The 24,606-nt window shown below is 56.8% G+C and carries 27 protein-coding genes and 1 riboswitch; of the genes, 19 read left to right on the top strand and 8 right to left on the bottom strand.

Translation table 11 applies throughout. The annotated features are described in order from the left end of the window. Nucleotides 1–110: 110 nt before the first annotated feature. The 8 genes from GN111_RS23175 (at nt 111) to GN111_RS23145 (ending at nt 8,309) form a co-directional block, all read left to right on the top strand. A complete protein-coding gene (locus GN111_RS23175) occupies nt 111–1,481 on the top strand; it encodes a cbb3-type cytochrome c oxidase subunit I (RefSeq protein WP_231715537.1) in 1,371 nt (456 codons plus the stop codon). Further along, nucleotides 1,478–2,413, top strand: a complete 936-nt coding sequence (locus GN111_RS23170) for a cbb3-type cytochrome c oxidase subunit II (protein WP_155306035.1) — start codon at nt 1,478–1,480, stop codon at nt 2,411–2,413. The genes GN111_RS23175 and GN111_RS23170 overlap by 4 nt, the downstream gene beginning before the upstream one ends. Before the next feature lie 106 nt (nt 2,414–2,519). Then, nucleotides 2,520–2,780: a hypothetical protein gene (locus GN111_RS23165; protein WP_155306034.1), complete on the top strand. Its 261-nt coding sequence runs from the start codon at nt 2,520–2,522 to the stop codon at nt 2,778–2,780. A gap of 137 nt (nt 2,781–2,917) precedes the next feature. After that, on the top strand, nt 2,918–3,193 hold the full coding sequence (locus tag GN111_RS23160; RefSeq protein WP_155306033.1) for a cbb3-type cytochrome c oxidase N-terminal domain-containing protein: 276 nt from the start codon (nt 2,918–2,920) through the stop codon (nt 3,191–3,193). A gap of 1 nt (nt 3,194) precedes the next feature. Then, nucleotides 3,195–3,419 (top strand): hypothetical protein, encoded by a 225-nt coding sequence (locus tag GN111_RS33405; protein ID WP_170302423.1) that lies wholly within the window; start codon nt 3,195–3,197, stop codon nt 3,417–3,419. Next, on the top strand, nt 3,419–3,934 hold the full coding sequence (locus tag GN111_RS23155) for a c-type cytochrome (protein ID WP_170302422.1): 516 nt from the start codon (nt 3,419–3,421) through the stop codon (nt 3,932–3,934). Before GN111_RS33405 ends, GN111_RS23155 begins: the two co-directional genes overlap by 1 nt. 12 nt (nt 3,935–3,946) lie before the next feature. Further along, on the top strand, nt 3,947–6,430 hold the full coding sequence (locus GN111_RS23150) for a heavy metal translocating P-type ATPase (protein WP_155306031.1): 2,484 nt from the start codon (nt 3,947–3,949) through the stop codon (nt 6,428–6,430). Nucleotides 6,431–6,608: 178 nt separating this feature from the next. Then, nucleotides 6,609–8,309 (top strand): FAD-dependent oxidoreductase, encoded by a 1,701-nt coding sequence (locus GN111_RS23145; protein ID WP_155306030.1) that lies wholly within the window; start codon nt 6,609–6,611, stop codon nt 8,307–8,309. 282 nt (nt 8,310–8,591) lie between these two features. Here GN111_RS23145 and GN111_RS23140 read toward each other — a convergent pair whose 3' ends face one another. Then, entirely contained in the window at nt 8,592–9,443 is an 852-nt protein-coding gene (locus tag GN111_RS23140; RefSeq protein WP_155306029.1) for a substrate-binding periplasmic protein, read from the bottom strand. A gap of 208 nt (nt 9,444–9,651) precedes the next feature. Here GN111_RS23140 and GN111_RS23135 point away from each other — a divergent pair, with 208 nt between their 5' ends. Both GN111_RS23135 and GN111_RS23130 read left to right on the top strand, forming a co-directional pair. Beyond that, complete coding sequence (locus GN111_RS23135; protein WP_155306028.1) at nt 9,652–9,819, top strand: hypothetical protein; 168 nt, start codon at nt 9,652–9,654, stop codon at nt 9,817–9,819. A gap of 111 nt (nt 9,820–9,930) precedes the next feature. Beyond that, entirely contained in the window at nt 9,931–10,818 is an 888-nt protein-coding gene (locus GN111_RS23130; protein ID WP_155306027.1) for a hypothetical protein, read from the top strand. A gap of 27 nt (nt 10,819–10,845) precedes the next feature. Here the strand turns inward: GN111_RS23130 and GN111_RS23125 are convergent, their stop codons facing one another. Continuing rightward, nucleotides 10,846–11,619 carry a substrate-binding periplasmic protein gene (locus tag GN111_RS23125; protein ID WP_155306026.1) on the bottom strand — a complete coding sequence of 258 codons (774 nt, stop codon included), beginning with the start codon at nt 11,617–11,619 and terminating at the stop codon, nt 10,846–10,848. A gap of 407 nt (nt 11,620–12,026) precedes the next feature. Between GN111_RS23125 and GN111_RS23120 the strand changes: the two genes are divergently transcribed. The 3 genes from GN111_RS23120 to GN111_RS23110 are packed head-to-tail and all read left to right on the top strand — an operon-like array spanning nt 12,027 to nt 14,056. Beyond that, nucleotides 12,027–12,563: a CD3072 family TudS-related putative desulfidase gene (locus GN111_RS23120; RefSeq protein ID WP_155306025.1), complete on the top strand. Its 537-nt coding sequence runs from the start codon at nt 12,027–12,029 to the stop codon at nt 12,561–12,563. Between the two features lie 14 nt (nt 12,564–12,577). Beyond that, the gene (locus GN111_RS23115; RefSeq protein ID WP_155306024.1) at nt 12,578–13,363 is read left to right on the top strand and encodes an ABC transporter substrate-binding protein; all 786 of its coding nucleotides are present in this window, start codon (nt 12,578–12,580) and stop codon (nt 13,361–13,363) included. A gap of 9 nt (nt 13,364–13,372) precedes the next feature. After that, on the top strand, nt 13,373–14,056 hold the full coding sequence (locus GN111_RS23110; protein WP_155306023.1) for an amino acid ABC transporter permease: 684 nt from the start codon (nt 13,373–13,375) through the stop codon (nt 14,054–14,056). 90 nt (nt 14,057–14,146) lie between these two features. On the opposite strand, the gene metW is transcribed toward GN111_RS23110, so the two are convergent. The 3 genes from metW to GN111_RS23095 are packed head-to-tail and all read right to left on the bottom strand — an operon-like array spanning nt 14,147 to nt 17,251. Beyond that, nucleotides 14,147–14,794, bottom strand: coding sequence for a methionine biosynthesis protein MetW (metW, locus tag GN111_RS23105; protein ID WP_155306022.1), 648 nt, complete (start codon nt 14,792–14,794; stop codon nt 14,147–14,149). Beyond that, complete coding sequence (gene metX, locus GN111_RS23100) at nt 14,791–15,930, bottom strand: homoserine O-acetyltransferase MetX (RefSeq protein ID WP_155306021.1); 1,140 nt, start codon at nt 15,928–15,930, stop codon at nt 14,791–14,793. Before metX ends, metW begins: the two co-directional genes overlap by 4 nt. 22 nt (nt 15,931–15,952) lie before the next feature. Further along, nucleotides 15,953–17,251, bottom strand: coding sequence for an O-acetylhomoserine aminocarboxypropyltransferase/cysteine synthase family protein (locus GN111_RS23095; RefSeq protein ID WP_155306020.1), 1,299 nt, complete (start codon nt 17,249–17,251; stop codon nt 15,953–15,955). A gap of 92 nt (nt 17,252–17,343) precedes the next feature. Next, a riboswitch (SAM riboswitch) is annotated at nt 17,344–17,442 on the bottom strand. Nucleotides 17,443–17,666: 224 nt separating this feature from the next. Here GN111_RS23095 and GN111_RS23090 point away from each other — a divergent pair. Continuing rightward, on the top strand, nt 17,667–18,599 hold the full coding sequence (locus GN111_RS23090; protein ID WP_155306019.1) for a UbiA family prenyltransferase: 933 nt from the start codon (nt 17,667–17,669) through the stop codon (nt 18,597–18,599). A 107-nt stretch (nt 18,600–18,706) separates the two neighbouring features. Next, nucleotides 18,707–19,528: a substrate-binding periplasmic protein gene (locus GN111_RS23085; protein WP_155306018.1), complete on the top strand. Its 822-nt coding sequence runs from the start codon at nt 18,707–18,709 to the stop codon at nt 19,526–19,528. An 11-nt stretch (nt 19,529–19,539) separates the two neighbouring features. Here the strand turns inward: GN111_RS23085 and ubiE are convergent, their stop codons facing one another. Together ubiE and ubiG are read right to left on the bottom strand one after the other, a co-directional pair. After that, nucleotides 19,540–20,352 carry a bifunctional demethylmenaquinone methyltransferase/2-methoxy-6-polyprenyl-1,4-benzoquinol methylase UbiE gene (gene ubiE / locus GN111_RS23080; RefSeq protein ID WP_155306017.1) on the bottom strand — a complete coding sequence of 271 codons (813 nt, stop codon included), beginning with the start codon at nt 20,350–20,352 and terminating at the stop codon, nt 19,540–19,542. A 29-nt stretch (nt 20,353–20,381) separates the two neighbouring features. After that, nucleotides 20,382–21,095, bottom strand: a complete 714-nt coding sequence (ubiG, locus tag GN111_RS23075; RefSeq protein WP_155306016.1) for a bifunctional 2-polyprenyl-6-hydroxyphenol methylase/3-demethylubiquinol 3-O-methyltransferase UbiG — start codon at nt 21,093–21,095, stop codon at nt 20,382–20,384. A gap of 313 nt (nt 21,096–21,408) precedes the next feature. On the opposite strand from ubiG, the gene GN111_RS23070 reads away from it, so the two are divergent. Beyond that, a complete protein-coding gene (locus GN111_RS23070; protein WP_155306015.1) occupies nt 21,409–22,227 on the top strand; it encodes a hypothetical protein in 819 nt (272 codons plus the stop codon). A gap of 19 nt (nt 22,228–22,246) precedes the next feature. Here the strand turns inward: GN111_RS23070 and GN111_RS23065 are convergent, their stop codons facing one another. Further along, complete coding sequence (locus GN111_RS23065) at nt 22,247–23,125, bottom strand: LysR family transcriptional regulator (protein ID WP_170302421.1); 879 nt, start codon at nt 23,123–23,125, stop codon at nt 22,247–22,249. A 172-nt stretch (nt 23,126–23,297) separates the two neighbouring features. Here GN111_RS23065 and GN111_RS23060 point away from each other — a divergent pair, with 172 nt between their 5' ends. From GN111_RS23060 to GN111_RS23050, 3 genes are read left to right on the top strand one after another with little or no spacing between them, the layout of a single operon-like run. Then, nucleotides 23,298–23,489 (top strand): hypothetical protein, encoded by a 192-nt coding sequence (locus tag GN111_RS23060; protein WP_155306013.1) that lies wholly within the window; start codon nt 23,298–23,300, stop codon nt 23,487–23,489. A gap of 32 nt (nt 23,490–23,521) precedes the next feature. Further along, nucleotides 23,522–24,055, top strand: a complete 534-nt coding sequence (locus GN111_RS23055; protein WP_155306012.1) for a hypothetical protein — start codon at nt 23,522–23,524, stop codon at nt 24,053–24,055. Nucleotides 24,056–24,074: 19 nt separating this feature from the next. Then, entirely contained in the window at nt 24,075–24,440 is a 366-nt protein-coding gene (locus GN111_RS23050) for a cupin domain-containing protein (protein ID WP_197740405.1), read from the top strand. The last annotated feature ends 166 nt before the right edge of the window (nt 24,441–24,606 follow it).

The following is a 24,606-nucleotide window of genomic DNA, read 5'->3' as shown; positions in this document are numbered from 1 at the left end:
GAATTTCTGAATTCTGTCTTCTGACGTCTGATTTCAGTACATTCACACGAAAATGATACCAGGATTGTTTAAGCAAAAAATATCAGCAAACAAACCCCAAGGAGCGATCATTGTCCGCTGAACCCCAAACCCTTGAATCCAGCTACACCACCGCCAAGGGGTTTGCCCTGACATCCGCCTTCTGGATGATGGTGGCCACCTTTTACGGGCTTCTCGGGGCAACGGAACTCGTGGCGCCGGACCTGACCGAAAACATGGGCGGCATCGTCTTCGGCCGCGTTCGCCCCACCCACGTCAACCTGGTGCTGTTCGGCTTCGTTACCCCGGGACTGCTCTCGGCGGCCTTCTATCTGGTTCCCCGGCTGCTGCGAACCCGCCTGTTCAGCGAACGGCTGGGCGTCTTTACCGTCGTCGCCTGGAACATCGCCCTTGTCGGAGCGGTGGCCAGCCTGGCCGCCGGCTTCACCCAGGGCCGCGAATATGCCGAACTGATCTGGTATCTCGACATTATGGTGGTGGCCGCCTTCGGCCTGGTTTTCTATAACTTCATCATGACCGTCAAAAACCGCCAGGAGCCGATTCTGTATGTCTCGGTGTGGTATGTGCTGGCCGGCGTCATCCTGACGGCCTGCACCTTCGCCCTGGGCAACGTGATCTGGCGGCCGGACAGCGGCGCGCTGGTGGGCATCCCCGACGCCATTTTGCTGTGGTTTTACGGGCACAACGTCTTCGGGCTGCTGCTGACGCCCCTTTCCGCAGCCGTGGCCTATTACGTGATTCCCCGGGCCTGCCGGGCGCCACTTTACAGCCACACCCTATCCCTGCTTGGATTCTGGGCCCTGATCGTGGTCTACACCCACATCGGCACCCATCACCTGCTGCAGGTACCGGTACCCACCTGGCTCAAGGTGGTGGCCATTGTGGACAGCGTGGCCATGGTGATCCCGGTCATGGCCTTTCTGATCAACATCTGGTACACGGCCAAGGGCCGCCTGGGCGAGATTCACGCCGACATCGGCGCAAAATTCGTCTTTACCGGCACCATCATGTATTTTTTCGTCAGCATCCAGGGGTCGCTCATGGCCCTGCCCGATGTCCAGCGCGTGACCCACTTCAACAACTGGGTCGTGGCCCACGCCCATCTCGGTGTGCTGGGATTCGCCGGTATGATCGCACTGGGCGGGCTGTACTACACCGTACCGAAACTCTCCGGCAAGCCGCTGTTCAGCCGGTTTCTGGCCGATTTTCAATACTGGATGGTCCTCATCGGCATGGTTGGTTTCACCATCGTCCTGACCATCGCCGGTCTGATTCAGGGCCATGCCTGGCTGAACGGCGAAACGGTCTATCGGGTGCTGCCCGAAATCCACATCTACTATGTGGTCCGCGCCGGCCTGGGCCTGATGATTTTCTCCAGTGCGGTGCTGGGATTTTACAACATCGTCCGCACCCTGTTCGGAAAAACCGGAGCGTCATCATGAAAATGACTCCCCTTGCCGTGGTTACCGGCTCTTTGCTGATTCTGGCCGCCATCGTCTTTGTGGTAATCCTGCTGCCCTATGTGCATACCAGCCGCACAACGCCATCGGAAATCTTCCGCCAGCGGTCCGACGAGGAGGCGGCCGGCCGGAAATTGTATATCGCCAACGGCTGCGTCTACTGTCACAGCCAATCCATCCGCACCATCGACTGGGGCCTGGGGGCTGAGCGCATCGCCCAGGCCGGTGACTACGTGGCGGACTACCCCATCCTGCTGGGTTCCCAGCGCACCGGACCGGATCTTTCCCAGGACGGCGGCGAGCACCCCGACGACTGGCATGTGGCCCATTTTACGAACCCGAGGTATACGCGCCCGCTGTCCATCATGCCGGCGTTCAAATTCCTGGGCGATGAGAACATGGGCCACCTCATCCGCTACGTCCAGGGCCTTGGCATGAAGGATGCCGACCGGCGCATGCAGCGCCAGCACAAATGGAAAGCGGAGGCCATTACGGCCTACGAAGCCGGGCCGGATGCCAATGTGGCCTGGATCAACGAACACGTGCCCCAGGGATGGCGCGACCTGCCCAATCCCTATCCCACCACCGAGGCGGGACTGGCACGGGGCCACAAGATCTACCAGGATTTCTGCCTGGGATGCCACGGCCCGGTGGGCGACGGCATGGGGCCGGCCCAGCCGTATATCTATCCTCCGCCGCTCAACTTCACGATTCTGAAAAACCGGGAGATCAGCGGCGGCATTCTCTACTACCAGATCATGAACGGCATCACCGGCACGGCCATGCCGTACTTCAAGCGGGAACTGGAGTCGGAGAAAATCTGGGATGTGGGCAACTACGTGGCCGTTTATTTTATCAATGACAGCGACGCCAATATGGCACCGAAGGGAATCGATGCGGCGTATGAGCCGTAAGGCGCATGCGCGCCAGGGGCTTAGGCTGAAGCGGTTTAGACTGTAGGAAAAAAAATTTGACTCTAAAGACTATACACCTAAACCACTATAGCCTAAAGGCCTAATCATGTACTACCCCTACTTCATCGCCTATATCGCCATCGGCATAATCCTCAGCCTGGTCGTGTTCTACTGGGCCTTTAAAACCGGCCAGTTCAGCGAGCAGCAGCGGGCCCGCTTTCTGCCTCTGCGGGACAATGAGGATCAACCACCGGTGAAGACCACCCGGATCCACCGGCTTGAAATCTATGGTCTTTTTCTGCTGGCGGTGGGCGGACTCAGTGCTACGGCGGCGGTACTGGCCTATGCGCTTTATTTCAGCAAATAAGAGGTGACGATTGCGTAAAGAACCCGATATCCGCGTTACGCTTAATCCCTTGGGACTCGCAAGCCTTCTTGTCCCGTCTGTTGTTTAGCAGGAGGTCTCAGGCTTTTTACGCAATCGTCAAGGATAAGGTAGCCATCATGCGATTTTTCGAACTGCTCAACTTTCAGCACACCATGGCCTGGCTGTTTCCCACCCTGATCTTCATGGTGGTGTTCGGCGTTGGGCTGGCCTATGCTCACCTGCGCAGCAAGGACAGCGAGACGCGCAAAAACACCATCACCGGCCACTATGCCGACGGCATCGAGGAGCGCAACGCCCCCTTTCCGCTGATCATGATGCTGATCGTTGCTGGAACCTTTATTTGGGGCTTTTTCTACATCGTCATGCATGGCCTCTTGGGAGTGAAAATCTGAAATGAACGACCACCATCAAGAATCATCGCTTAGAACCTGGATATGGCTCGGCGTCATGCTGGGCATCATCCTGTTCAAAGGCTTTCTATCCTTTTATGTGGTTTCGGATATGGGCCAGCCCACCTGGGCCTACCGGCCGGTGAAGGACGTGCCGGCTTCGTCGCCCTATGCGGTCTATCAACGGCTGCCCCATCAGCAGCACGTCAGGGGAGCCGGAGGAGAATAATGGTTCGCATCCTGTCCGTCGGATTGATTGCAGCAACGGTACTGCTGGTTGCCTGGGGCGTACTCACCGGCTACGACGAGTTCATGTCGGTCGGCCGCATGTGGCAAACCCCGGCCGTCAAGCCCCATGAGAATCCCATTCCGGTGATGGCACCCGGCAGTGTGCCCGTTCACGGCGGAGAAGCCCTCTATCACGCTGTCGACGCCGGGGACCTGGCCGCACCTTTTGCACTTACCGAACCGGCTGCCATCCGGGCCGGCCAAACCGCCTACGCCCGTTACTGTATCCACTGCCACGGAAAAAACTTTGACGGCTACGGTACCGTGGGCCAGAGCTTTGCACCCCCGCCCGGCGACCTGCGCAGCGCCAAGGTCCAAACCATGCCTGCCGGCGCACTGTTCAAGGAGATCAGCTTCGGCATCCCCGACGGGCGTCAACCGGCCCTGGCCACCACCGTGGCCGTGGAAGACCGCTGGAACGTCATCGCCTATGTCAAAAGCCTCGGGGAAAGATGATACCCAATTTCCATGACGCCTGCCAACTGTGATCTCTGCGGTCTCCCTCTGCGATACGCAACGGTTCACCAAACCATCCAAGGCCGCCCCCTGAAATTCTGCTGCCAGGGCTGCAGCATGGTTTACACCATGCTGCTGGAATCCGCCGAAATCAACGATCCCGCCCGGTTCAAAGAGTCCGACCTTTACCGGCAGTGCGTGGCAGCCGGGGTGATACCGGCTGACGAAGAGGATCTGAAGCGCATCCACCGGGAGAAGCCTTCGACGCCGTCCACCGCTGCAGATAGCGGCCGCGACGAACAAAACGGTACAGAAACCCTGGCATTCAACCTGACCGTTGAGGGCATGTGGTGCACGGCCTGCGCCTGGGTGATCGAAAAAACGGTGGCCGGATTGGACGGCGTAGAGGAGGCCCACTGCCACTTTTCCACGGATCGCCTGCACTGCCGCTACCGCCCCGACCGGGTGGCGCCGGACCAGATTCACCGGGCTCTGAGCCGTCTGGGATACCAGAGTCGCGAAGCCGGTTCGACGGATGCCGACCGCACCGGTTTGCGCAGGGAATTGACCCGCCTGATCGTTACCGGCCTGCTGTCCGCCAATGTCATGATGCTCTCCTGGGCCCTGTATGCCGGTTTCTTTACCGACCTGCCCGCCGATGCCGTATCCAAAATCTCTTTTCCCATCGTGGCCATGGCGCTGGTGGTGTTTGTCTACGGCGGCGGCCCCATGCTGCGAAAAGCCTGGTTCGGCCTGATTCATCGGTCGCCGGGAATGGAAACCCTGGTGGGACTGGCAGCCGGCTGCGCCTTCGTTTACAGTCTAATCAACTGGCTGAGCGGAAGCATTCACCTCTACTTCGACACGGCCTGTATGCTCATTACCCTGGTTCTTTTGGGAAAATTCCTGGAACAGCAGGCCCGCGGTCGCGTCCGCCGCGACCTGGACGCTTTTTTTGCCCTGCAGCCAGCCAAAGTGCGCCTGATCGCCGACGCCTGGCCCCAAGGAAAATATGTGGCCATCGGACAGCTTTCGGACGGAGATCGCTTTGCTGTGGAGGACGATGAAATTCTTCCGGCGGACGGAAGAGTGGAATCCGGCAAAGCGGAACTGGACGAGTCTTCCCTCACCGGCGAACCCCGACCGGTCCGGGTTTCAGAGGGAGACACCGTAAAAAGCGGCACCCGGGTCATAGCAGGCCGGATCGTGGCAACCGCTGAAACGGTGGGAACGGATACCGTACTGGGCCGCATGATTGCCATCATGTCCCGCAGCCTGGAACAGAAAAGCCGCTTCGAAGGCCGCACGGACCGCATGCTCCGGTGGTTCGTTCCCATTGTCGTGGGCCTGGCCTGCTCGACGGGACTGGCCTGCCTGGCTGTCGGCATGCCCGCCGAACAGGCGATGGTGCGGGCCGTGACCGTAATGGTCATCTCCTGTCCCTGCGCCTTGGGCGTGGCCATACCCATGGCGCGCCTGGCCGGTATCTCCCTGGCGGGCCGCAAAGGCATCCTGGTTCGCGAGATCGAGGCCTTCGAACGGGCCGGTACCATTGACAGCATCGTCTTCGACAAAACCGGGACTCTGACCCGAGGACGCTGGCAGGCCAGCGGCATCCGATGCCGGCCGGGGTGCGAAGAAGAGGCCATCGTTTCCCTGGCCGCCGGCCTGGAGCAGAACTACGACCACGAAATCGCCCGAGCCATAAAAGCAGATGCCCAAAAAAAAGGCATCGAACCGGCAGCCGTTGTCGATACGGCGATCTTTCCGGAGGGGGTACAGGGTCGTACCGGCGAAAAAGTCCTGTGCATCGGCACCCGGGCATTCGCCTGGAAAGACGCTTTTCCCGAAAACATCCCCGACGACATCTCCGACGAACTGGCCCAAGGGGCGCCCACGTCGAGGGTCTTTTTCAGCATCGACGGCCGTCCGGCAGCCATCCTCTTCTTCGGTGACGCGGTGCGGCCGTCAGTGCCGGCCCTGGTCGCGGACCTGAAACACAAAATCGCTGACCTTCATTTGATTTCCGGTGACGGGGATGCCGCCACACGGGAGGTGGCCTGCTTTGTCGATATGCCCCATGCCAGGGGCGGATTGATGCCGGCGGACAAAGCGGACTACGTCAAAGCGCTCATCGACAGCGGGCAGCAGGTGGCCATGGTGGGCGACGGCGTCAACGATGCCGCGGCCATGGCCCGCTCCCACCTGGCGGTGGCGGTTCAATCGGGTCTCGGACTGGCCAAAGAGGCCGCCCACGTTACCCTCATGCGCGGCGACCCCGCCCAACTGCTTGATTTTTTCCCCCTCTCCCACCAGGTCAACGCAAAAGTCGCCCAAAACCTATGGTGCGCCTGGATCTATAACCTGATCAGCATCCCCGTTGCCATGAGCGGCCTGCTCACGCCCCTGGTGGCTGCCACGGCCATGCTGCTTTCCAGCCTCACCGTCATCGGCAACACCCTGCTGCTGGTTCGACGCGATGGATCCGATCCCTGAGAACACACCCGGCAATGGCGCTGCTGCGGGCAAATGGGTCTTGACAACGCCTTTAAAAAGATCATTTTATAACGGTTTATGCCGAAATATTGCATGACAGACGAAACAATGACGTAAAAACGGCAATTATCCTGAAGAAAAATGGTATTGAAAAAAACGATTCACAAGAGAGGTTGAAATGGCTCAAAACGTAATCATCGTCGGCGGTGTGGCCCTTGGATCCAAAGCTGCCTGCCGGTTTAAACGGCTGGAACCCGGCTCCCGCGTTACGATCATCGATCAGGATCGCTTTGTCTCCTACGGCGGGTGCGGCATTCCCTTTTACGTTTCCGGCGATGTCAGCGATGTGAACGATCTGCGCAAAACCAGCTTTCACATGCTGCGCGACGAAGCCTTTTTCAAAAATTGCAAGGACATAGAAGTGCTCACCCGAACCCGCGTCGAGCGCATCGACCGGGAAAACCGGCAGATCCATATCCTTCGGGAAGATGGCTCCACCGATGCTCTGCCCTACGACCAGTTGGTCCTGGGAACGGGAAGCCGCCCCCGGCGCCTGCCCATCCCCGGCGCAGACCTGCCCATGGTGCACACGGCGTCCAACCTCAACGACGCCCAGGCCATCAAGGAACTGGTGACCAACGGCAAGGTCGAGCGCGCAGTCGTCATCGGCGGAGGATTCATCGGGCTGGAAATGGCCGAGGCCCTGGCTGACATGTGGGAGGTGGAAACCTCCATCGTCGAGTATACCCGTCAGATCATGCCGGGATTCGTGAGTTCCATGTTCGCCCGCATGGCCCAGCGCGAGATGGAAAAAAACGGAGTTCGCTTCTATCTCGGCGAACAGGTCCAGGCCCTGGAAGGAGCCGATTCCGTAAAGACCGTGGTGACGGATAAACGCCGGCTGGATGCCGATCTGGTGGTCATGGCCGTAGGCGTTACCCCCAATATGGAACTGGCCCGGGACGCCGGCCTGACCATCGGCCCCACGGGCGCCATTGCGGTGGACGAGCATCTGCGAACATCCGACCCCGCAATCTATGCCGGCGGCGACTGTGCGGAGATCCGCAACCTGGTAACCGACCAGCCGGGCTACTTTCCCTTAGGCTCCATGGCCAACCGCCAGGGCCGGGTGATCGGCACCAACCTGGCCGGTGGAAAAGCCCTGTTCAAGGGGGCCGTGGGCGCCTTCGCAGTCAAAACCTTCGATGCCGCCCTGGCCGGCGCCGGACTGAGCATCGAGAGCGCGCGCAAGGCCGGTTACGACGCCGTCAGCGTTCAGGCAGCTCAACTCGACCGGGCCCATTTTTATCCGAAAAAATCCATGCTGCACCTGGAACTGGTCGTGGATCGCCATTCACGGCGCATACTCGGCGTTCAGGGGTTCGGCAAGGACGGCGATGCCGTGGTCGGACGGATCAACGCGGTGGCCGCCATACTGGAGGACCACCCCACCATCGATCGGCTCAGCAACGTGGAGCTGGCCTATTCGCCCCCCTTCTCCTCGGCCATGGATGCTCTCAACGCCCTTGCCAATGCGGCCGAAAACATGCTGGACGGGCGTTTTCAGCCCATCGACGCCGAGGGTTTCGCACAGAAATGGTCCCAGGGAAACGGCGATCTCATGATTCTCGACTGCCGCGCCCGCCAGGATGGCGAGGCCTTTGCCGAGAAATACCCCGAGCGATGGATCAATATCCCCCAGGACGAACTGCGGCAGCGTTTCGGGGAAGTTCCCCGGGACAAGGATCTGATCCTGCTGTGCAACACCGGGGTGCGCTCCTACGAGGCCCAGTTGAACCTCAGGGAGTTGGGCGTGGAGAATCCGGTCAGCGTCCAAGGCGGGATCGTTACCTTGAAGGAGTGCGGGCTGGATTTGTAAGACGTCCTGAAAAACCTTTTTTGCCATCAATTGATGAAACCGTAAAAAGTCGAAATTCTCATTTTTTCGTCATTCCGGCGCAGGCCGGAATCCAGTGATCTCAATGGTTTCTGGATGCCGGATCAAGTCCGGCATGACGACGCTGCAACTTTTTACGAGACCGTCATTAATTCACGTGTGCGGCCCGGGTTTCAACTTTTCCGAATACAACCGGAGTTGAAGCCCGGGCCCTTTTTGATCCTGGGTCCAATTTTTAATGCTACATCCGCTTTCGATGCAAAATCATAATCGTTTCTTTCCTGGCTCCCAGGCCTCCTGCGGATAGCGCACCCCCCATTTATCGTAGATTGCCTTCAATTCTCCGGATGCAGCCAATTCCAGGATGCGCTGGTCGAAAATGCGTATCAGCCGAACGGATTTTTCATTGGGGGCGAACGCCACATAGGCATTCTCGCCCCAGAGGATCTCCAACTGGTAGGGCTTCATGTCCACGGATTGCTCCGCGATATAATGTTCGAGATCGATGAGAGCGTCGATGTATACGTCGTAATGCCCGCTTTTCAGCAGCAGCCACGCCCGCGCATAATCGTCCACTTCCGTCCACTGCGAAAAATGGATGGGCTTGAAATGGTTAAAGGTATGGTAGTCATAGCCGCGGAGCCAGACGGCGCTTTTGCCGTCCAGGGTTTTCAACCCGGCCCAGGATGCGATCCGATCTTTTTTGAAAACCACAGCGGTATATTCCACAAAAAAAGGCCAGCGGGGGATACGCTGCCCTTCCTCTCTGGCATGTTCGCACCAGACGCAGAGCATGGCGTCCGCTTTTTTGCCGCTGACCATTTTCTGGGCCCGCTTCCAGGGAACGAACCGGTATTTCATCGCAATGCCTTCGGGAGAATAGACCCGTCTGACAATCTCGAAAAAAAGGCCGGTACCGTCGGCGTTGGTCTGCCCGTCCCACTGCGGGGTAACGATATCGATATAATCGGCCCCGGCAGCGGGACCCGGCAGCCACAGAAAAAGGACTATAAAAAAGAGGTTCGAAAGAAAAAACAGCTTAGCCGGGTGGGTCGCTGAAGTACAATTTGATCGGGGAGACGGATTTCGGCTGGCCAGGCATTTGGGTGTCTGCATGGCACCTCCGTTTTACCGCGGTTGGTCTAAACCTGCGATTATGTTTTTAAATAACTATCTGTTTCCTTTAAAAATCGGCATCTTTTGGGAATGGTGCCTTGAGAATGTTAAAATCCTACCTACTATAAAATTAAGGTGGATACAAATCATAAAGTGAACCCTTCAAACTCAGCAGAATCGCTGGGTGCATATAAGAAAGGAATCCCCCATGGAAACAGCAACCGAAAAAACGCTCTGCGCACTTCAGGAGGAGGGTTATATCGAATCTGAAACCGAGGCTTTTAAAAAACTGATTCAACCGGCCGCGCATTTTTGCAAAAACTGCGGCAGGAGCGCGGTACGCGACCAGAATCTCTGCAACCCTGAAAAACTGTAAACCGACCACAAAAAACCACCGCCGACAAATTGCCGGGGGTGGTTTTCTATTTTGCCTCCATGCGCAGGATTCGCTATGGTACTCAAACGAACCGAAAGGAAATGTCGAACGATGCCCACCGACATACGAGACCAACCATCCATCGGCCATGACGAGGTCCTGGGCCTGAACTTCATCAATCCTGCGGCACCCTATGTGTTCAGAAAGCATTTCCGGCAGGGTCTGCGTTCCCACATCATGGAAATTCTCGCTCCACGGGACGTAGAAACCGAACGGAACGGAACCATCTCCGCCGACGGGATGCGCCGGTTTCCCATGGCCCGGCCCCGGCGCATGCTGCGCATCTTCCGTTCGCGGCTGCGCACCCTCGACGATGCCCTGAAGGAAATCGGGCGGGTGAAAACCGTCGAGCGCTACCTGGCCCCCGATTTCATGGCCACCTCCGTAGAGTGCATCGTGGACTATCAGGGACCGCAAGGCAGGGATCTCTTGCTGTGTGGTTTTCAGGAATATGTGGCCGGCGGCATTGTGGACCCGTGGACGATCCTCGATCAGTCCGATCTGCTGCCGGCGCTTTACGATGGCGCGGCAGGATCTGCCGATGGGGATGCCCCGCCCAGGAACCGATGGATTTGGACCGTGCGGCAAAACGGCGCCGAGTTCGTAACGCGAATCAAACGCATGATCGTCGAGGCTGCGACCATACCCGACCTGGCCGGGGCGGGCAATCTAATCGCAACCGCATCCGGCGAAATCCGCCTTGTGGATATCAACAATATCTCGCCGGTCGATTTCGACGGGTCCATCCTCCTGGATGAAAAAGGGTACCCCGTGTGCGACAAATCCATCGAAGCCCTTGCTCTCATCGAAAACAAAATTGCCGGTCAGCCGGTCGACAAGCAAAGCGAACTGTACAAAAACTTTTTTGATCCTGTCCGGTGGAAGGCCGTAAAGGCCAAAGAGGCGGAGTTCTGGAGCCGAATCGAAAACACGGTGTGACCCATCACTGAAGGGAGGGCTATTTTTCTACTTTTCTATCGATTGAAAGTCAGGATAAAAGGCATTCCATTTTTCGTACAGTTTTCTGAGTGAATCTTTTTCTACCAATTCCTTCATTCGGCTATCATAAATCTCAATAAGTTTTTTCGACTTTTCAGTCTTTGCAAATCGAACGAACAAATTTTTTACCAACACGATCTTTATCCGAAAATCAGTCAAATCGATCTTGTTCCGATTGACGTACCTGTTGATTGCACTCAGGGAATTCATAAAAAAATCGACTCGACCCAAAACCAGCATCTTCCAGCCTTGCTCGCTTCTGTTGACTTCATGATAATTTACTTTCACGGGTAGGTATTTATGATAATTGTAGCCCCTTACCCAGACAACCGCCTTGTTTTCAATAGTATTTACCCCCTTCCATTTCTCCAAAGAGTCCGCTTTGTAGACAACGGCTGTGTATTCAGTATCCAATGGATATTTTGCAAAAAGGGCATCGACGGTATTGTATGAGCCCAACATGGCATCGCTGCTTTTCGAATCCACCCTTTTAACGGCTCGTGCCCAGGGGACAAACTCGATTTTAACCTCGATTCCAACCGGCTCGTATACCATTTGCAGCAACTCAAAATACAATCCTGTCCCGTCTCTATTGGTTATGCCCTCCCAGACTGGCGTAACAATATCAATTGTCGAAATTTTATTTTCTTCGGCAAAGGCCACACAAGTACTGACGAAAGCCAGGATCAGGATTTGCCCCAATCCAAAAATGACTTTCAGCTTATCGTAAAATTCTTGCACCGATGCGACCCTTTCAGCCCCCCCCTTTTTGTGTATATGTTCTATTTAAAATAGAGAACGCTCAATAGCAAGCTTCCTCTTCAGCGTCAGTCCGCTTCTCATTGTAATTTTCTATTGTATCGACGAAATGTTATAGAAATTTCCTGTTTGACTGTTTCCTGTTCTTATGATTTCTCCTAACCTCATTCTTTTCCCCGGAGATTGCATGCCCAACCAATTTCCATCGCACTGAGAGAAACACGCCCTTACCGGCCAGGTTGGCTGAGCATCGGAAACGTCGTCATTCGTCAATCTACAGATCCATATAACCGCGTCTGCGTTCGGAAACCTTTTTAGTTTAATACCGGATGCTTTGCGCTGATGGTGTATTGTTTTGCCAACCATCATATCAGCCAAAGGAGGATGTTTTGAAACGAAGTCGGAAGATCCTTATCCTGTGCCACTGCCTGCTGAATGCCAACGCCAAGGTTCGCCCGCTGGCCACTTATCCGGGTGTCCTGATGGACGCTTTGGAGCCTTATCTCCGGCAGGGAGTGGGAATCGTTCAGCTGCCCTGCCCCGAATCTTCCTATCTGGGTATCAACCGCTGGGGGATGAGCAAGGAGCAATACGATCACCCTCACTTCAGGCGCCATTGCCGCCATATTCTCACCCCGGTTCTGGATCAAGTGGAAACCTATTGCGCATCGGGTTGCGAGATTATCGGGGTCGTGGGCGCCGACGGCAGCCCGAACTGCGGAATCCATCAGACGCCCATGGGATATAACGGAGGAGTGATCGGCGCTTCGGAACCGGTTGAGGAGCAGATCGGCGGCGTTCACTTGTCAGCGGGTACGGGTGTGTTCATGAAAGAGCTTAAGCAGATGCTCGCGGAAAAGAACATCACTACGACCTTTATGGCCATAGACGAGAAAAATCCCGGAGAAATGAGGACAGAAACTTAAAAGGAGGAGAAAAAATGAAACAGCGCTTATTTCGCAAAATGGTGGTATGGGCAACCTCGGCCGTCGTTCTGGCTTCCATGGCCGTCCAGGTCTCGGCCGCCGACAATTCATGGCAGTCTGTTGAAGCCAAAAAATCGCTGGTCGTGGGTTTCTGCGCCCAGTACCCTCCCTTTGAATTCAAAAACGAAAAAGGTCAGTTCGAGGGCTTCGACGTGGAACTGGGCAATGCCATCGGCAAAAAACTGGGGATCGACATCGTGTTCAAGGACGGCGAGTGGCAGGGACTGATCGCCGGAATGAATAAGGGCGACTACGACATGCTGATCACCTGCATGGGGGAGACCACGGCAAGGAAGAAAAACGTCAATTTCAGCGATGTGTATATCGACCTGACCGAGGTGATCGTAGTGCACAAGGACGATACCAGGATTCAATCCAAGGCGAATCTTGCAGGAAAGACCGTCGGCGCCCAGGTTGCGACCAGCAGCGAGCGTGTCTTGGACGGCATGGCCGACCTGGTGGGCAACATCAAAAAGTACAACTACACCACCGAAGCGTTGCTGGACCTCAAATTCAAGCGCATCGACGCCGTGGTTTGCGGTATTGCCTATGCCATCGTTCAGATCAAGAAAGACCCTTCGTTCAAAATCGTGGGCGAACCGCTCAACGCTACGCCCATCGTCATGGCGCTGCCTAAAGATGCCGACGCACTGACCGAGAAGATCAACGGCGCTCTGGCGGAGATCAAGGCCGACGGCACCTACGACAAGATTTATAACACCTGGATTCGCCTGGATTAAAAGACATCAATGAACGATTTCCAATTGTCGATCATCTTCGACAACCACCGGGAACTGCTTGCCGGTGCGGCCATTACGCTTAAAATAACGGCGATCTCCTTTATCCTGGCCCTTGTCATTGGGGCCGTCGTGGGGATCGCCCGTTCCCGCCCCGGTCTGCGCAGGTGGCTGTTCACCCCCTATGTTGAGGTCTTCCGGGGGACGCCGCTTCTGATTCAGCTCTTTTTCATCTACTACGCCCTGCCCGTGGCAGGCATCACCATGGACAACCTGGTTGCCGCCTACGTGGGGGTTGGGTTGTGCGGGGGCGCTTACATTTCGGAGATCGTCCGGGGCGCACTGTACAGTGTCGAAAGCGGGCAGCGCGAAGCTGCGCTCTCCTTAGGACTGTCACCGGTTCAGGCCATGGTTCACGTGATTCTCCCCCAGGCCATGCGCGTGGCCATCCCACCGCTGATGAACGCCTTTTCCGCCCAGCTCAAGGAGACCTCCCTGGTTTCCGTGCTGGCCATCAACGAACTGACCCGCTGCGGCCAGATGGTCTATTCGAGAACTTTCCGGCCCTTTGAAATCTATACCGCCGTAGCCGTCATCTATTTCGTCATGACCTTCAGCGTCTCCCTGCTGTCCCGCCGTCTGGAAAGGGTGTTTCACGTCAGCGGCCGGGTTTCCGCCGAACAACGAAACGGGTAGGAGAAAATTGAATCTTTTTTAGAGGGATTCAATTAACAATTCAAGGAATCACGTGGCATTGACCGTGGATTCAAAGGTATGGGGCATTCTTCATGGGGCTGTCGATGCATCGCTGCCGCTGCGCGTGATCACGAACAGCCCGATATGGGCCAGCAGGTTGACGGCCCGCTTCCAGTAAAGCCGCTTCACCCAGCGACCGCCCATGAGGTAGCGCTGGTGAACGATGGCAATCTTCTCTCTTCGGCAATAATCGAAGAAATCCTGGATGGAGAGCACCCGGATATTGGGGGTGTCGTACCATTCGAAGGGCAGGGCCGGCGACTTGGGCGCCCGACCGCCGAAGAACAAACCCCGGCGAAGCTGCCACTGGGCGAAATTGGGAAATCCCAGAATGCCATAGCGCCCGATTCGCAGGACCTCTTCGAGAACCAGCATGGGATGCTTGACCACCTGCAGGGTCTGGTTGAGAATTACGTAGTCGTAGGACTGGTCGGGAAAATCGGACAGGCCGTCGTCCAGGTTGCCCTGGTAGACGTTCAAGCCGGAGGCCAGGCCGTTGAACAGTTGCATGCCGTCGATGTCCAGCCCCGTACCCCGAATCTGCTTTTCACGCACCAGTTGATTGAGCAGGCTGCAGTCTCCGCAGCCCAGATCCAGTACCCGCGCCCCTTCGGGTACCAGGGTCAGGATCATATCCCGGTCGGTGCGGCTGAGCCGGTCCACGTATTGGGATGTCATGGGGGCACCTCCTCGCTCACGCCGGTGAGAAATCCGGAAACGATGCGGGTCAGTTTCTCCTCTTCCAGCAAAAAGGCATCGTGCCCATGGGGGGATTCGATATCGATAAAAGAGACATCCTTGCCACGGGAAAGCAGGGCCCGCACGATTTCCCGGCTCTGGTCCGTTGGAAACAGCCAGTCCGTGGAGTAGGAGACGAACAGATAGCGTGCCCGGGCATCGGCAAAGGCATCTTTCAGGGGGCCGTATGTGCGGGCAATGTCGAAATAGTCCATGGCCTTGGTAATGTACAGGTAGCTGTTGGCGTCGAAGCGCTTGGTAAAGGCGCTGCCCTGGTGATCCAGGTAGGATTCGATGGCAAACTCGGTGGAAAAGTTGTAGCTGAGGCGGTTGGCCGACTGCAGGCGCCGGCCGAACTTCTCATCCAGCAGCAGTTCGGACAGGTAGGTGATGTGGCCCACCATGCGGGCGATGGCCAGCCCCTTTTCCGGCCCCTTGTCGTTGTATTTGCCGCCCTGCCACTCCGGATCACGGGTGATGGCGCTGCGCCCCACGGCATTGAAGGCAATCGCCTGGGTGGACAGCCGCGCCGCCGAAGCGATGCAGATGGCCGACCGCACCATTTCAGGATAACGCAGGCTCCACTCCAGCACCTGAAAGCCCCCCATGGAGCCGCCGGCAACACCGTAGAGCCGGGTGATGCCCAGGTGGTCGATCAGCCGCTTCTGGGCCGCCACCATGTCACCGATGGTTACCACGGGAAAATCCAGGCCGTAGGGCGCACCGGTTTCCGGATTGATGCTGCCCGGTCCGGTGGACCCTCGGCACCCGCCGATGATATTGGAGCAAATCACCCAGAAGCGTTCGGTATCGAAGGCCTTGCCCGGCCCGATCATGCCGTCCCACCAACCCGTGTAGCGGTCATGGGGGCTGTGAACGCCGGCGGCGTGGTGGTCGCCGGAAAGGGCGTGGCAGATCAGAATGGCGTTGCTGCGATCCTCGTTGGGCTGGCCGTAGGTCTCGTAGGCGATCTCGACAGGCCCCAGGGTATAGCCCGACTCCAGTTCCAGCGGCTTTTCCCGGCTGCCGAAGACAAAAACTTCCGGGGTGACTTGCCCGACCGATTGTCTCTCCATCCGTGTCCTCTCCCCTCTGCCGTCAGGACGTACAGGCCACGCCGGTCTCCAGGGCCTGGTCCAGATCGGCCAGGATATCCTCGATATCCTCGATGCCCACGCTCAGCCGGATGAAATCCGGCGTCACCCCGGCGGCACGCTGCTCGTCCTCACTGAGCTGTTCGTGGGTGGTGGAGGCCGGATGAATCACCAGGCTCTTGGCATCCCCGATATTGGCCAGGTGGCTGAACAGCTTGCAGCTTTCGATGAATTTGACGGCGGCCTGCCGCCCGCCCCGGATGCCGAATCCCACCATGGCGCCCTGGCCCTGGGGCAGGTATTTCTCTTTGAGATTGAAGGTGGTCGACGATTCGAGGCCCGGATAGCGCACCCAGGCCACGCAGGAATGGTTTTCCAGAAACCGTGCCACGGCCAGGCCATTTTCGCTGTGCCGCTGCATGCGCAGGGCCAGGGTTTCCAGCCCCTGGAGAAACAGCCAGGCGTTGAAGGGGCTCATGGCCGCCCCCATGTCCCGCAGTCCCAGTACGCGGGCACGCAGAATGAAGGCGAGGTTTCCAAAGGTCTCGTGGAATTTGAGTCCGTGATAGGACGGATCGGGCTCCAGGAAGTCGGCAAAGCGTCCCGAACCGCTCCAGTCGAACGTGCCGGAATCGACGATGATGCCGCCGATGGAGGTCCCGTGTCCGCCGATGAACTTGGTGGCCGAATGGACCACGATGGCGGCGCCGTGGGCGATGGGGTTGAGCAGGAAAGGCGTGGTGACGGTGTTGTCCACCACCAGGGGAATCCCGTGGCGGTTGCCGACTGCAGCAATCTTTTCGATATCGATGATGTCCAGTTTGGGGTTGCCGATGCTCTCGACGAAGAAGGCTTTGGTTTTATCCGTAATCACCGCCTCCCAGGCGTCCATGTCGTTGGGGGCCACAAAACGCACGGTGATGCCGAGCCGGGCCAGCGTATGGCTGAAGAGACTGACTGTCCCGCCGTACAGGTCCGTGGAAGCCACGATTTCATCGCCGGCCTTGGCAAGGGTCAGGATGGTCAGGGTTTCGGCAGCCTGCCCGGAAGCCGTGGCCAGGGCCGCCGCACCGCCTTCCAGGGCGGCCAGGCGCTGCTCCAGGACATCGGTGGTGGGATTCATGATGCGGGTATAGATGTTGCCGGATTGTCGCAAGCCGAACAGATCGGCCGCGTGGGTGGTATTGTCGAAGGTGTAAGAGGTGGTCTGGTAAAGCGGTACGGCTCGGGACCGGGTGTCCTGGTCCGGGGTGTGTCCCCAGTGGACGGCTTTGGTTGCAAAACCGTTATATTTATCATTCATGGCTGTACTCCTTTCATCGTTGGCCGGCAGCAAAATAAAAAACCTCTCACCTTGTAAGGGAGAGAGGATTCTCGGCCGGTTGCCGCTGCACGACCTCATGTTTCCCAAAGGGATGGGCTGGATTTGGCACCTTGTGGTCAGGTTGCCGGGCGGTCAACGGGCCAGTTCCCTCACGCCACTCCACATGAATCAATTTTCAAAAAGAGGTAAGGCTGATGCTATCGCTTGTCAAGCTGAAACGTTTTTTTCTCTGCTAAGTTTACGTGCAGGCCGGAGTCCAATCCAAGGCGCCAAAGACAGCATCCTGCTATAAATTGACAAATTGCCGCGATTCTGACAAGTTGCAACGATCCTAATCGTACCAAACCATCAACCCCCAAGACAACGGCCCCTTTATGCCGGCAACACCGATCTCATGACCTTACAAACCATCCTGACCCATCCGCGTCTAAAACTCTTTCTCGCGCTGTCCCGCACGCCCCACGGGGTAATCGATATCGCCACGCCAATGCTGGCCGCCCTTTTATGCCTGGGACATTTTCCCTCGCCGACCACGATCCTGCTGGGGATGATCACCGTTTTTGCCGGCTACACGGCCGTTTACGCCCTCAATGATCTGGTTGACTATCACACGGACAGGGAAAAGGTCCGTACCGGGGGGTACGAAGACGGCGAAGACTATCTCGACGGGGTACTGGTGCGCCACCCGCTGGCCAAGGGCGTGCTGAGCCTGCCTGAGGGCCTTCTGTGGGCCGGGGGGTGGTCTCTGGTGGCCATGATCGGCGCCTGGCTGCTCAATCCGGTGTGCCTTGCCATCTTCCTAGTCGGCGGTCTGCTGGAAGTTGTCTACTGCCTGCTGTGGCGGGTGACGCCCTTCAGGGCGCTGGTCAACGGCATCGTCAAGACCCTGGGTTCCATCGCCGCCGTGTACGCTGTCGATCCGCAACCCTCCATTGCTTTTATCATCATCCTTTTCCTCTGGATCTTTTTCTGGGAGATCGGCGGCCAGAACATCCCCGCCGACTGGACCGACATCGAAGAAGACCGCCGGTTCAATGCGAAAACCATTCCCGTAAAACTGGGGCTCAAGCGGGCCGGTCTGTTGGCCCTGGCCTGCCTGGTGGCGGCCTTTTTCCTGACCTTTCTGCTCCTGTGGGTATCACCGCTGGTTTCCGGCACGATCCACCTGCTGGCCGTCGCCGGCCTGGGCATCTGGCTTTTGCTGCTGCCCGCCATGCGGTTGGTGGATGCCAGCGACCGCATCCAGGCCATGAATCTGTTCAACAGGGCCAGCCACTTTCCCTTGAGCATACTTGCGGTCGTTGTGGTGCGCCTTCTGATTCTATAACAGATATTGGTCTTTTTACGCATCCGTCAAAGGTTGCCATACAGCGCTCGCTGTGCTGTATTAGTTGGTGACCGTTCATAAAGTGGACACATTCGGTCGAAATCACGATGACAAAAAAATCGCCAATCCATTTTTTTGCCAGGCTTCTTATACAGGGGAAAAAACGCCTGGCAGCAGCGTTTGCCGTTGGGCTTGTGCTTCTACCGGCCATGGGGGCAGCGGCGCAGGATTTTCCGACCCTCACCACCGCATGGGAGCCGTGGCCGCCTTATCAGTACCTGAACGCGGACAACCGTCTCACGGGGCTCGATGTCGAACTCCTCGAGGCCGTTGCGGCCAGTGCGGGCTACCGCATGAAATTCCGAAAACTGCCCTGGGAGCGCCACATGGAGCACCTGAAGCGGGGCAGCGTCCAGGTTGCCGCCGGGATTTCCTATACAGCCAAGCGCGCAAAATTCCTTTTCTACTCCAGACCCTACCGATTGGAAACCGTGCGGTTGTATGTCCGCAGGGGAGAAACCGGGGCCATGCAGCTGACATCATTGGCCGACCTGATCGAATCGCCTTTTGTTATAGGCGTTCAGGCCAGCTACTATTATGGGCCCTTGTATGAATCGCTCAAAGGCAAGGCACGCTTTCTGGAGCATATCGAAGAAATCGAGGCCGGCGACGCCAATTTCAGAAAACTGATTCTCAAACGAATCGACGGGGTTCTCTCAGATACGTATGTCGCCGCAGCCACCTTGCGGTCCCTGGGCGACACCCAAAAGGTGGAAATACATCCCATGACGATTTACTCGGATCGGATTTACTTTGTGTTCAGCAAAAAATCCGTAGATCCGAAAATCGTTGAGGCCTTCAACAGAGCCATCGAAAAAGAAACCCTTGCGGGAACCCTACAAGAAATTATCGACAAGTGGCTGAAGTAAAAGCAGCCAACTCATTTCACCCCCACGTGGGCCACACTGATCCCATTGGTCATCGATTTCCAGCGCACGTCGCGCAGCCCCAAGCCGGTCAGCATGTCTGCCAGTTCGTCGGGTAAGGGAAACATGCGGATGGTTTCCGGCAAACAGGCGTAGGATTCGGCCGAACCCACCAGCAGCTGCCCCAGCGCCGGCATGATGTTGAAGGAGTAAAAGTCGTACAGGCCGCGAAACAATGGATTTGTGGGTCGTGAGAACTCCAGGCAGAGAAAGCGCCCACCGGGCTTGAGTACCCGGACCATCTCGGAAAAACCCTGTTTCAGATGGGTCAAATTGCGAATACCGAAGCCCACCATGGCACAGTCGAAGCTGTTGTCGGGAAAGGCGATCCGCTCGGCATCCCCTTGGACGTAGCCGATGTGGCGGTATGCCGGCCGGGGATCGATCTTGTGGCGGCCGGCCGCGATCATGGCGTAGTTGATGTCGTAAATGGTCACCTGGCCGACGGATCCGGTGCGCCGGGCAGCCAGCATTGCCAGGTCGCCGGTGCCGCCGCACACATCCAGCACCCTGTCTCCCTTTTTTACGCCGAGCATGCGTACGGCCGACCGTTTCCAGGCATGTTGAATGCCGAAACTGAGAAGGGAGTTCATAAAGTCGTATTTGGGTGCCACCCGATCGAAATGCACCCTCACGGCGTCAGCTTTCTTCTCTTCGTCGAACTCGCGGATGCCGAAACGGGCCTTGCCGGTGGCGCGAATGTGATCGTCCAACTGTTCTTTGCGTTTTTTATCGTCGAACCAGTTCGGGTTTTGCCAAAAAGCCATTTCCGTCCCTTCCGGTTGATTTGGATTTTTTACGGTGTTGTCCTTTTTTTGAAATGCATCAGATAATTCATCATCGTGCTGCGGCACAGCGCCGCATATCCTCCCAAAGGGATATAGCGCAGCCCGGAAATATTTTCGAAATGCAAACCGGCCGCCTGTCCCCATTGTTTCAACTCTTCTGGCCTGACCAATTTTCTGTATGCATGGGTGCCTTTTCTCACAATGCCCATGACATGCTCGGCAGCCACGATCACCAGCAGCCAGGAAAGCCAGGTTCGGTTGACCGTCGCGAAAAAAACGTCCCCGCCGGATTTTACCAGCCGGCCGCAGGCGTCGAGAATGGATGCCGGCCGGGGCACATGTTCTATCAGTTCCATGCAGACGACCACATCGTAGCGGCCCGGCTCTTCTTCCGCCAAACTTTCAGCCGTGGTCTGCCGGTAGTCGATAGGTAGACCGCCTGCCCGCGTATGCGCCCGGGCCAGCATCAGGGAAGCCTCGACCATGTCGATGCCGGTCACCCGGCCTCCGGCGGCGGCCAGGCCCTCGGAAAGCAGCCCGCCGCCGCAGCCCACGTCCAGCACCTGTTTGCCGTTGAGATCGACGCGATCGCACACATAGGCCAGGCGCACGGGATTGATGTCGTGCAGTGCTTTGAACTCGCCGTTGCGATCCCACCAGATGTCGGCCATGGCCGAAAAACGGGCGATTTCGCCGGCGTCGATATTGTCGTTTCGATTCATGGTTTTTGGCTTCGCCTTCCGAATCGAAATGGAATATCAGATCGAAGGTTGCGGATCAAGGTCGATGCGCCGTTTCAACAGGGTTACCGCATTTGGATTTTTGGAAGGGCCTTGACCGTCGATGCCCAACCGGGTTACGCAAAGGATATATCCGTATCATAAAACCGTTAAGGTGACATCGATGAACAAAGGCATCATTCTCATCTCCTGTCTTCTTCTCACGCTATGCGTTTCCTGTTCAAATTCAACGGAGCTGCATTCCCAATGCAAAACCCATTATACATTCCGCGATGGAATTCCTTGCGAAACCTTTATGCAGGAACACCTTTCAGCGGACTTTCTAAATGTCACCTTTACCGAAAGGCCCGAAGTATCCCATGATAACAATTTCTGGGTATTCACCTGGAACGGAATCGATGTCATCCTGCCCCCTGCAGCGTTTGAGCATGTGTTCCTCTTTAAAGATTCAGATGGCCGATACCTCCTTCATCTGGCCGCGGCCGATGATATCCGAATCAGCCTGCTTGCCAATAAAAATGACGCGTTTGAGGACGTATTTGCCGTTTCGGATATCGGAGAGCCTGAAATGATCACCACGGCGGAAGGGATTGCCGCGACCAAAGCCATGTATGGGGGCGCTGTCCGATTTTCAGAATTGATGATGCTCGCCTACGAATCCACACCCGAAGAGATCACCTGCTGCGCTGAAAGAGGCGAAGAGGAAATGGGAAAGGTTGTCGCCTTGATCATGAAGGAAATCGACGGACCTGACATCGTTGCCGCTTACAAAGGCGTAGGCCGGTACAATGGCTGGCTTACCAAAAGCAGATCAGGCGGCCAGGTGGAATACAGGCTGAATATTCTATCGGAAAGCGATGAGGAACACGTATATCAGGTTACCTATCAAATCACCGAAAAAGCACCGTATCATACCTTCCCGTATCTGGTGGGGGAGGCAAACAGAAACAATGCTGCACAACCGCCGGAATGGATTCCGGCACTGGAAGCGGCTTTGAAAAAGGATTCCTCCGAGGCCTGGCAAGACTTTCTATCTGCCGCCGAAGAAGGGGGTATCAGCGAAAAAAGCTGCTCATCCGTAAGAAAAATTATCGTGAAAAAAAGCACTCCCTAAACATCCTCAATCGGATAAATCAGTTTTCCCAGACCTTCCGGACGCTTTCGATGGCCGCACAGACCATGGCCTCTTTTTCCCGCTTGCGGTTGTAAACGAAGTTCAAATCGATGCTGCCGACCACCTCATCCCAGACGGCCATCTTCCCGGCATCCCGGTAATACAGGGCTTCCTCTTCGATCATGATGGCAAGGCCGATACCCGAAGCCACAAGAACGGCCACCACCGGCTCCTGGTCGGCAATGGTCACCTTGACCGGTTTGAGGTTGTGCTTCGCGAAGGCCTCTTCGGCAATGGCGCAGAAGGCGCAGTTGGGCGGCGTCCAAACCCACGGCATGGCTGACATCTGCGACCAGTCGGCACCGCGCAGGCGATCCTCCCAGGCGGCCAGCCCTACCACGCGGATGTTGCAGCGCTTGAGCAAAAGGGCCGCGATCTTTTTGTGCGGCGGATCTCTGTAAACGAATCCGGCATCGATGCGGCCCCTGGCAAGGTCGTCGAACTGCTGCCAGGTCCAGCGCTGGAGCAGGTGGATATCCAGACGGCTATGGGTGCGCTGCAGGTGGGAAAGCAGCCGGTCGATGCGCAGGTAGCGCGGATCGATGTGCAGCCCCAACCGCAGCGTGCCGGAGATCTCCTCCTTGAGCGCCCCCGCCTGATCGCGAATGGTGTCGATCATGGAGAGCGCCTCGACGGCCTGGGCTTTCACTACGGCGCCTTCCTCGGCCAGGCGCATGCCCTTGGGCGTGCGCGTAAACAGACTCAAACCCAGCTCCTCCTCCAGGTTATTGATGTGGGCGCTGACAGCCGGCTGGCTTGTGTTCAACCGCTGGGCCGCACAGGCCAAGTGACCCTCTTCGGCTACGGTAACGAATGTTTTCAACTGATAGAGTTCCATGGCAATCGACATCGCTCGGGTGGGGAAAGAAATTGGACTTTAGCGATCGGAGAAGTCCCTGTCAATCAGCTTTTGTGAAGGCCCTTATCCATTCTTACGATTGGATTTTTGCCTGCCTCCGCTTTACGTTCCCATCATCGACCCGAGTAAAGCCAGGACAAGGAGGACCATCATGGGCACCAGAAAGCTATCAATGATAGCCGACCTCTTCCGACCGGAGCATTCCCTGCAAATGTCCTGCGAAAAATGCACGCCGGTTCCTATCATCCGGTCTTATCAGCATGTGGGGCCCGTTTCGATCAAAGCCCTGTTCTGGGTTGTGGCATCCATCGCTGCCGGCCTGGCCATCGGGCAGCTGAATTAGCGAGCGCCAAATGAAAGGAAAGGAATATCATCATGAATCCTGCAGCCATTGACCCGGACCGCGACAAAACTTCCGGAACGCAGGGCCCTTGCCTCCCGGCGGTCCGCACCAGCGACTTTTACAATCGCATCCTCAACATTGCCGGCATTGGCGCAGGCGATGCGGTGGCGTGCCTGGATGGCGAGCGTGCCTTTGTGGAAGAGGCGTTATCCGCCAGAGGTGCCCTTATCCGGACAATCTCGACGGCCTCCGGTGCCGGTTGGGGACGAAAATTGCGGCGTAAAAAAGATGCCTGTATCGACGCCATTCTCTGGGCTGTGGGTGGTTTCCTGCGGGACAATCCGGTTCGGTTCCTGGCAAACCTGCGACACAGCCTGCGACCGGGCGGCCGGCTGGTGTTGGGGATCGCTTCCGAAAACTTTTACAACCGGCAGGTCGACTCGGAACGGATCGACAGTCTTCTGGTTTCAGCCGGTTTCGTCAGCGTCATCGTCGGCCGGCTGCCTCTCAATGGGCAGGGCGTGGCCGTCGCTACGGGCGTGTTGGGCAAGAAAGCAAACGCATGAAAACAATAGGAGGCGTAACGTGAGTATCTCGGTGGTCAACATCAAGGACAAACTCAGCAAAATCGACGAGCTTCACAAGTATAAACGCATCGCCCGAATGAACGAGGTCGATTTTAAGCTGGTGCGTATGAAAAGAGAATTCATCTGGCACAAGCATCCGGAGACCGATGAAGTCTTCATGTTCATCGACGGCAGCCTGCAAATTCATCTTCGGAACAAAACCCTGCATCTTGAAAAGGGAGAAATGGTCGTCATCTCCAAAGGCGTCGAACACAAACCTGCCAGCCAAAGCGAGTGCAAAATCCTTCTCATCGAACCTGCTAAGACAGTCAACACCGGGCATGCGGGCGGAGAAATGACGGATAGCGACGTAGAATGGATCTAGTCCATAAAACGGAACCGCTTGGGACCAGGTCATGATTCGGCATTGACACAAAGGCGCAAGCCGATCACCTAAAAACAATTGCACAACACGGTTGTTTTGGTATTGTTGCCCGATCAGGCTGCAATCCTGACAAGTCGATATGCTGACCGGGATTGTGCGAAGTTGT

This window comes from Desulfosarcina widdelii (genome assembly GCF_009688965.1).
Classification (GTDB): domain Bacteria; phylum Desulfobacterota; class Desulfobacteria; order Desulfobacterales; family Desulfosarcinaceae; genus Desulfosarcina; species Desulfosarcina widdelii.
This window is presented reverse-complemented; position numbering and strand designations above follow the sequence as displayed.

Coding starts and splice junctions, on each gene's coding strand:
- GN111_RS23130 (WP_155306027.1), top strand. CDS start 9,931: ATGCCCACCGACATACGAGACCAACCATCCATCGGCCATGACGAGGTC.
- ubiG (WP_155306016.1), bottom strand. CDS start 21,095: ATGAATCGAAACGACAATATCGACGCCGGCGAAATCGCCCGTTTTTCG.
- GN111_RS23110 (WP_155306023.1), top strand. CDS start 13,373: ATGAACGATTTCCAATTGTCGATCATCTTCGACAACCACCGGGAACTG.
- metX (WP_155306021.1), bottom strand. CDS start 15,930: ATGGAGAGACAATCGGTCGGGCAAGTCACCCCGGAAGTTTTTGTCTTC.
- metW (WP_155306022.1), bottom strand. CDS start 14,794: ATGACATCCCAATACGTGGACCGGCTCAGCCGCACCGACCGGGATATG.
- GN111_RS23160 (WP_155306033.1), top strand. CDS start 2,918: ATGCGATTTTTCGAACTGCTCAACTTTCAGCACACCATGGCCTGGCTG.
- GN111_RS23140 (WP_155306029.1), bottom strand. CDS start 9,443: ATGCAGACACCCAAATGCCTGGCCAGCCGAAATCCGTCTCCCCGATCA.
- GN111_RS23135 (WP_155306028.1), top strand. CDS start 9,652: ATGGAAACAGCAACCGAAAAAACGCTCTGCGCACTTCAGGAGGAGGGT.
- GN111_RS23165 (WP_155306034.1), top strand. CDS start 2,520: ATGTACTACCCCTACTTCATCGCCTATATCGCCATCGGCATAATCCTC.
- GN111_RS23065 (WP_170302421.1), bottom strand. CDS start 23,125: ATGGAACTCTATCAGTTGAAAACATTCGTTACCGTAGCCGAAGAGGGT.
- GN111_RS23115 (WP_155306024.1), top strand. CDS start 12,578: ATGAAACAGCGCTTATTTCGCAAAATGGTGGTATGGGCAACCTCGGCC.
- GN111_RS23150 (WP_155306031.1), top strand. CDS start 3,947: ATGACGCCTGCCAACTGTGATCTCTGCGGTCTCCCTCTGCGATACGCA.
- GN111_RS23055 (WP_155306012.1), top strand. CDS start 23,522: ATGAATCCTGCAGCCATTGACCCGGACCGCGACAAAACTTCCGGAACG.
- ubiE (WP_155306017.1), bottom strand. CDS start 20,352: ATGGCTTTTTGGCAAAACCCGAACTGGTTCGACGATAAAAAACGCAAA.
- GN111_RS23095 (WP_155306020.1), bottom strand. CDS start 17,251: ATGAATGATAAATATAACGGTTTTGCAACCAAAGCCGTCCACTGGGGA.
- GN111_RS23145 (WP_155306030.1), top strand. CDS start 6,609: ATGGCTCAAAACGTAATCATCGTCGGCGGTGTGGCCCTTGGATCCAAA.
- GN111_RS23155 (WP_170302422.1), top strand. CDS start 3,419: ATGGTTCGCATCCTGTCCGTCGGATTGATTGCAGCAACGGTACTGCTG.
- GN111_RS23070 (WP_155306015.1), top strand. CDS start 21,409: ATGCAGGAACACCTTTCAGCGGACTTTCTAAATGTCACCTTTACCGAA.
- GN111_RS23085 (WP_155306018.1), top strand. CDS start 18,707: ATGACAAAAAAATCGCCAATCCATTTTTTTGCCAGGCTTCTTATACAG.
- GN111_RS23060 (WP_155306013.1), top strand. CDS start 23,298: ATGGGCACCAGAAAGCTATCAATGATAGCCGACCTCTTCCGACCGGAG.
- GN111_RS23090 (WP_155306019.1), top strand. CDS start 17,667: ATGACCTTACAAACCATCCTGACCCATCCGCGTCTAAAACTCTTTCTC.
- GN111_RS23170 (WP_155306035.1), top strand. CDS start 1,478: ATGAAAATGACTCCCCTTGCCGTGGTTACCGGCTCTTTGCTGATTCTG.
- GN111_RS33405 (WP_170302423.1), top strand. CDS start 3,195: ATGAACGACCACCATCAAGAATCATCGCTTAGAACCTGGATATGGCTC.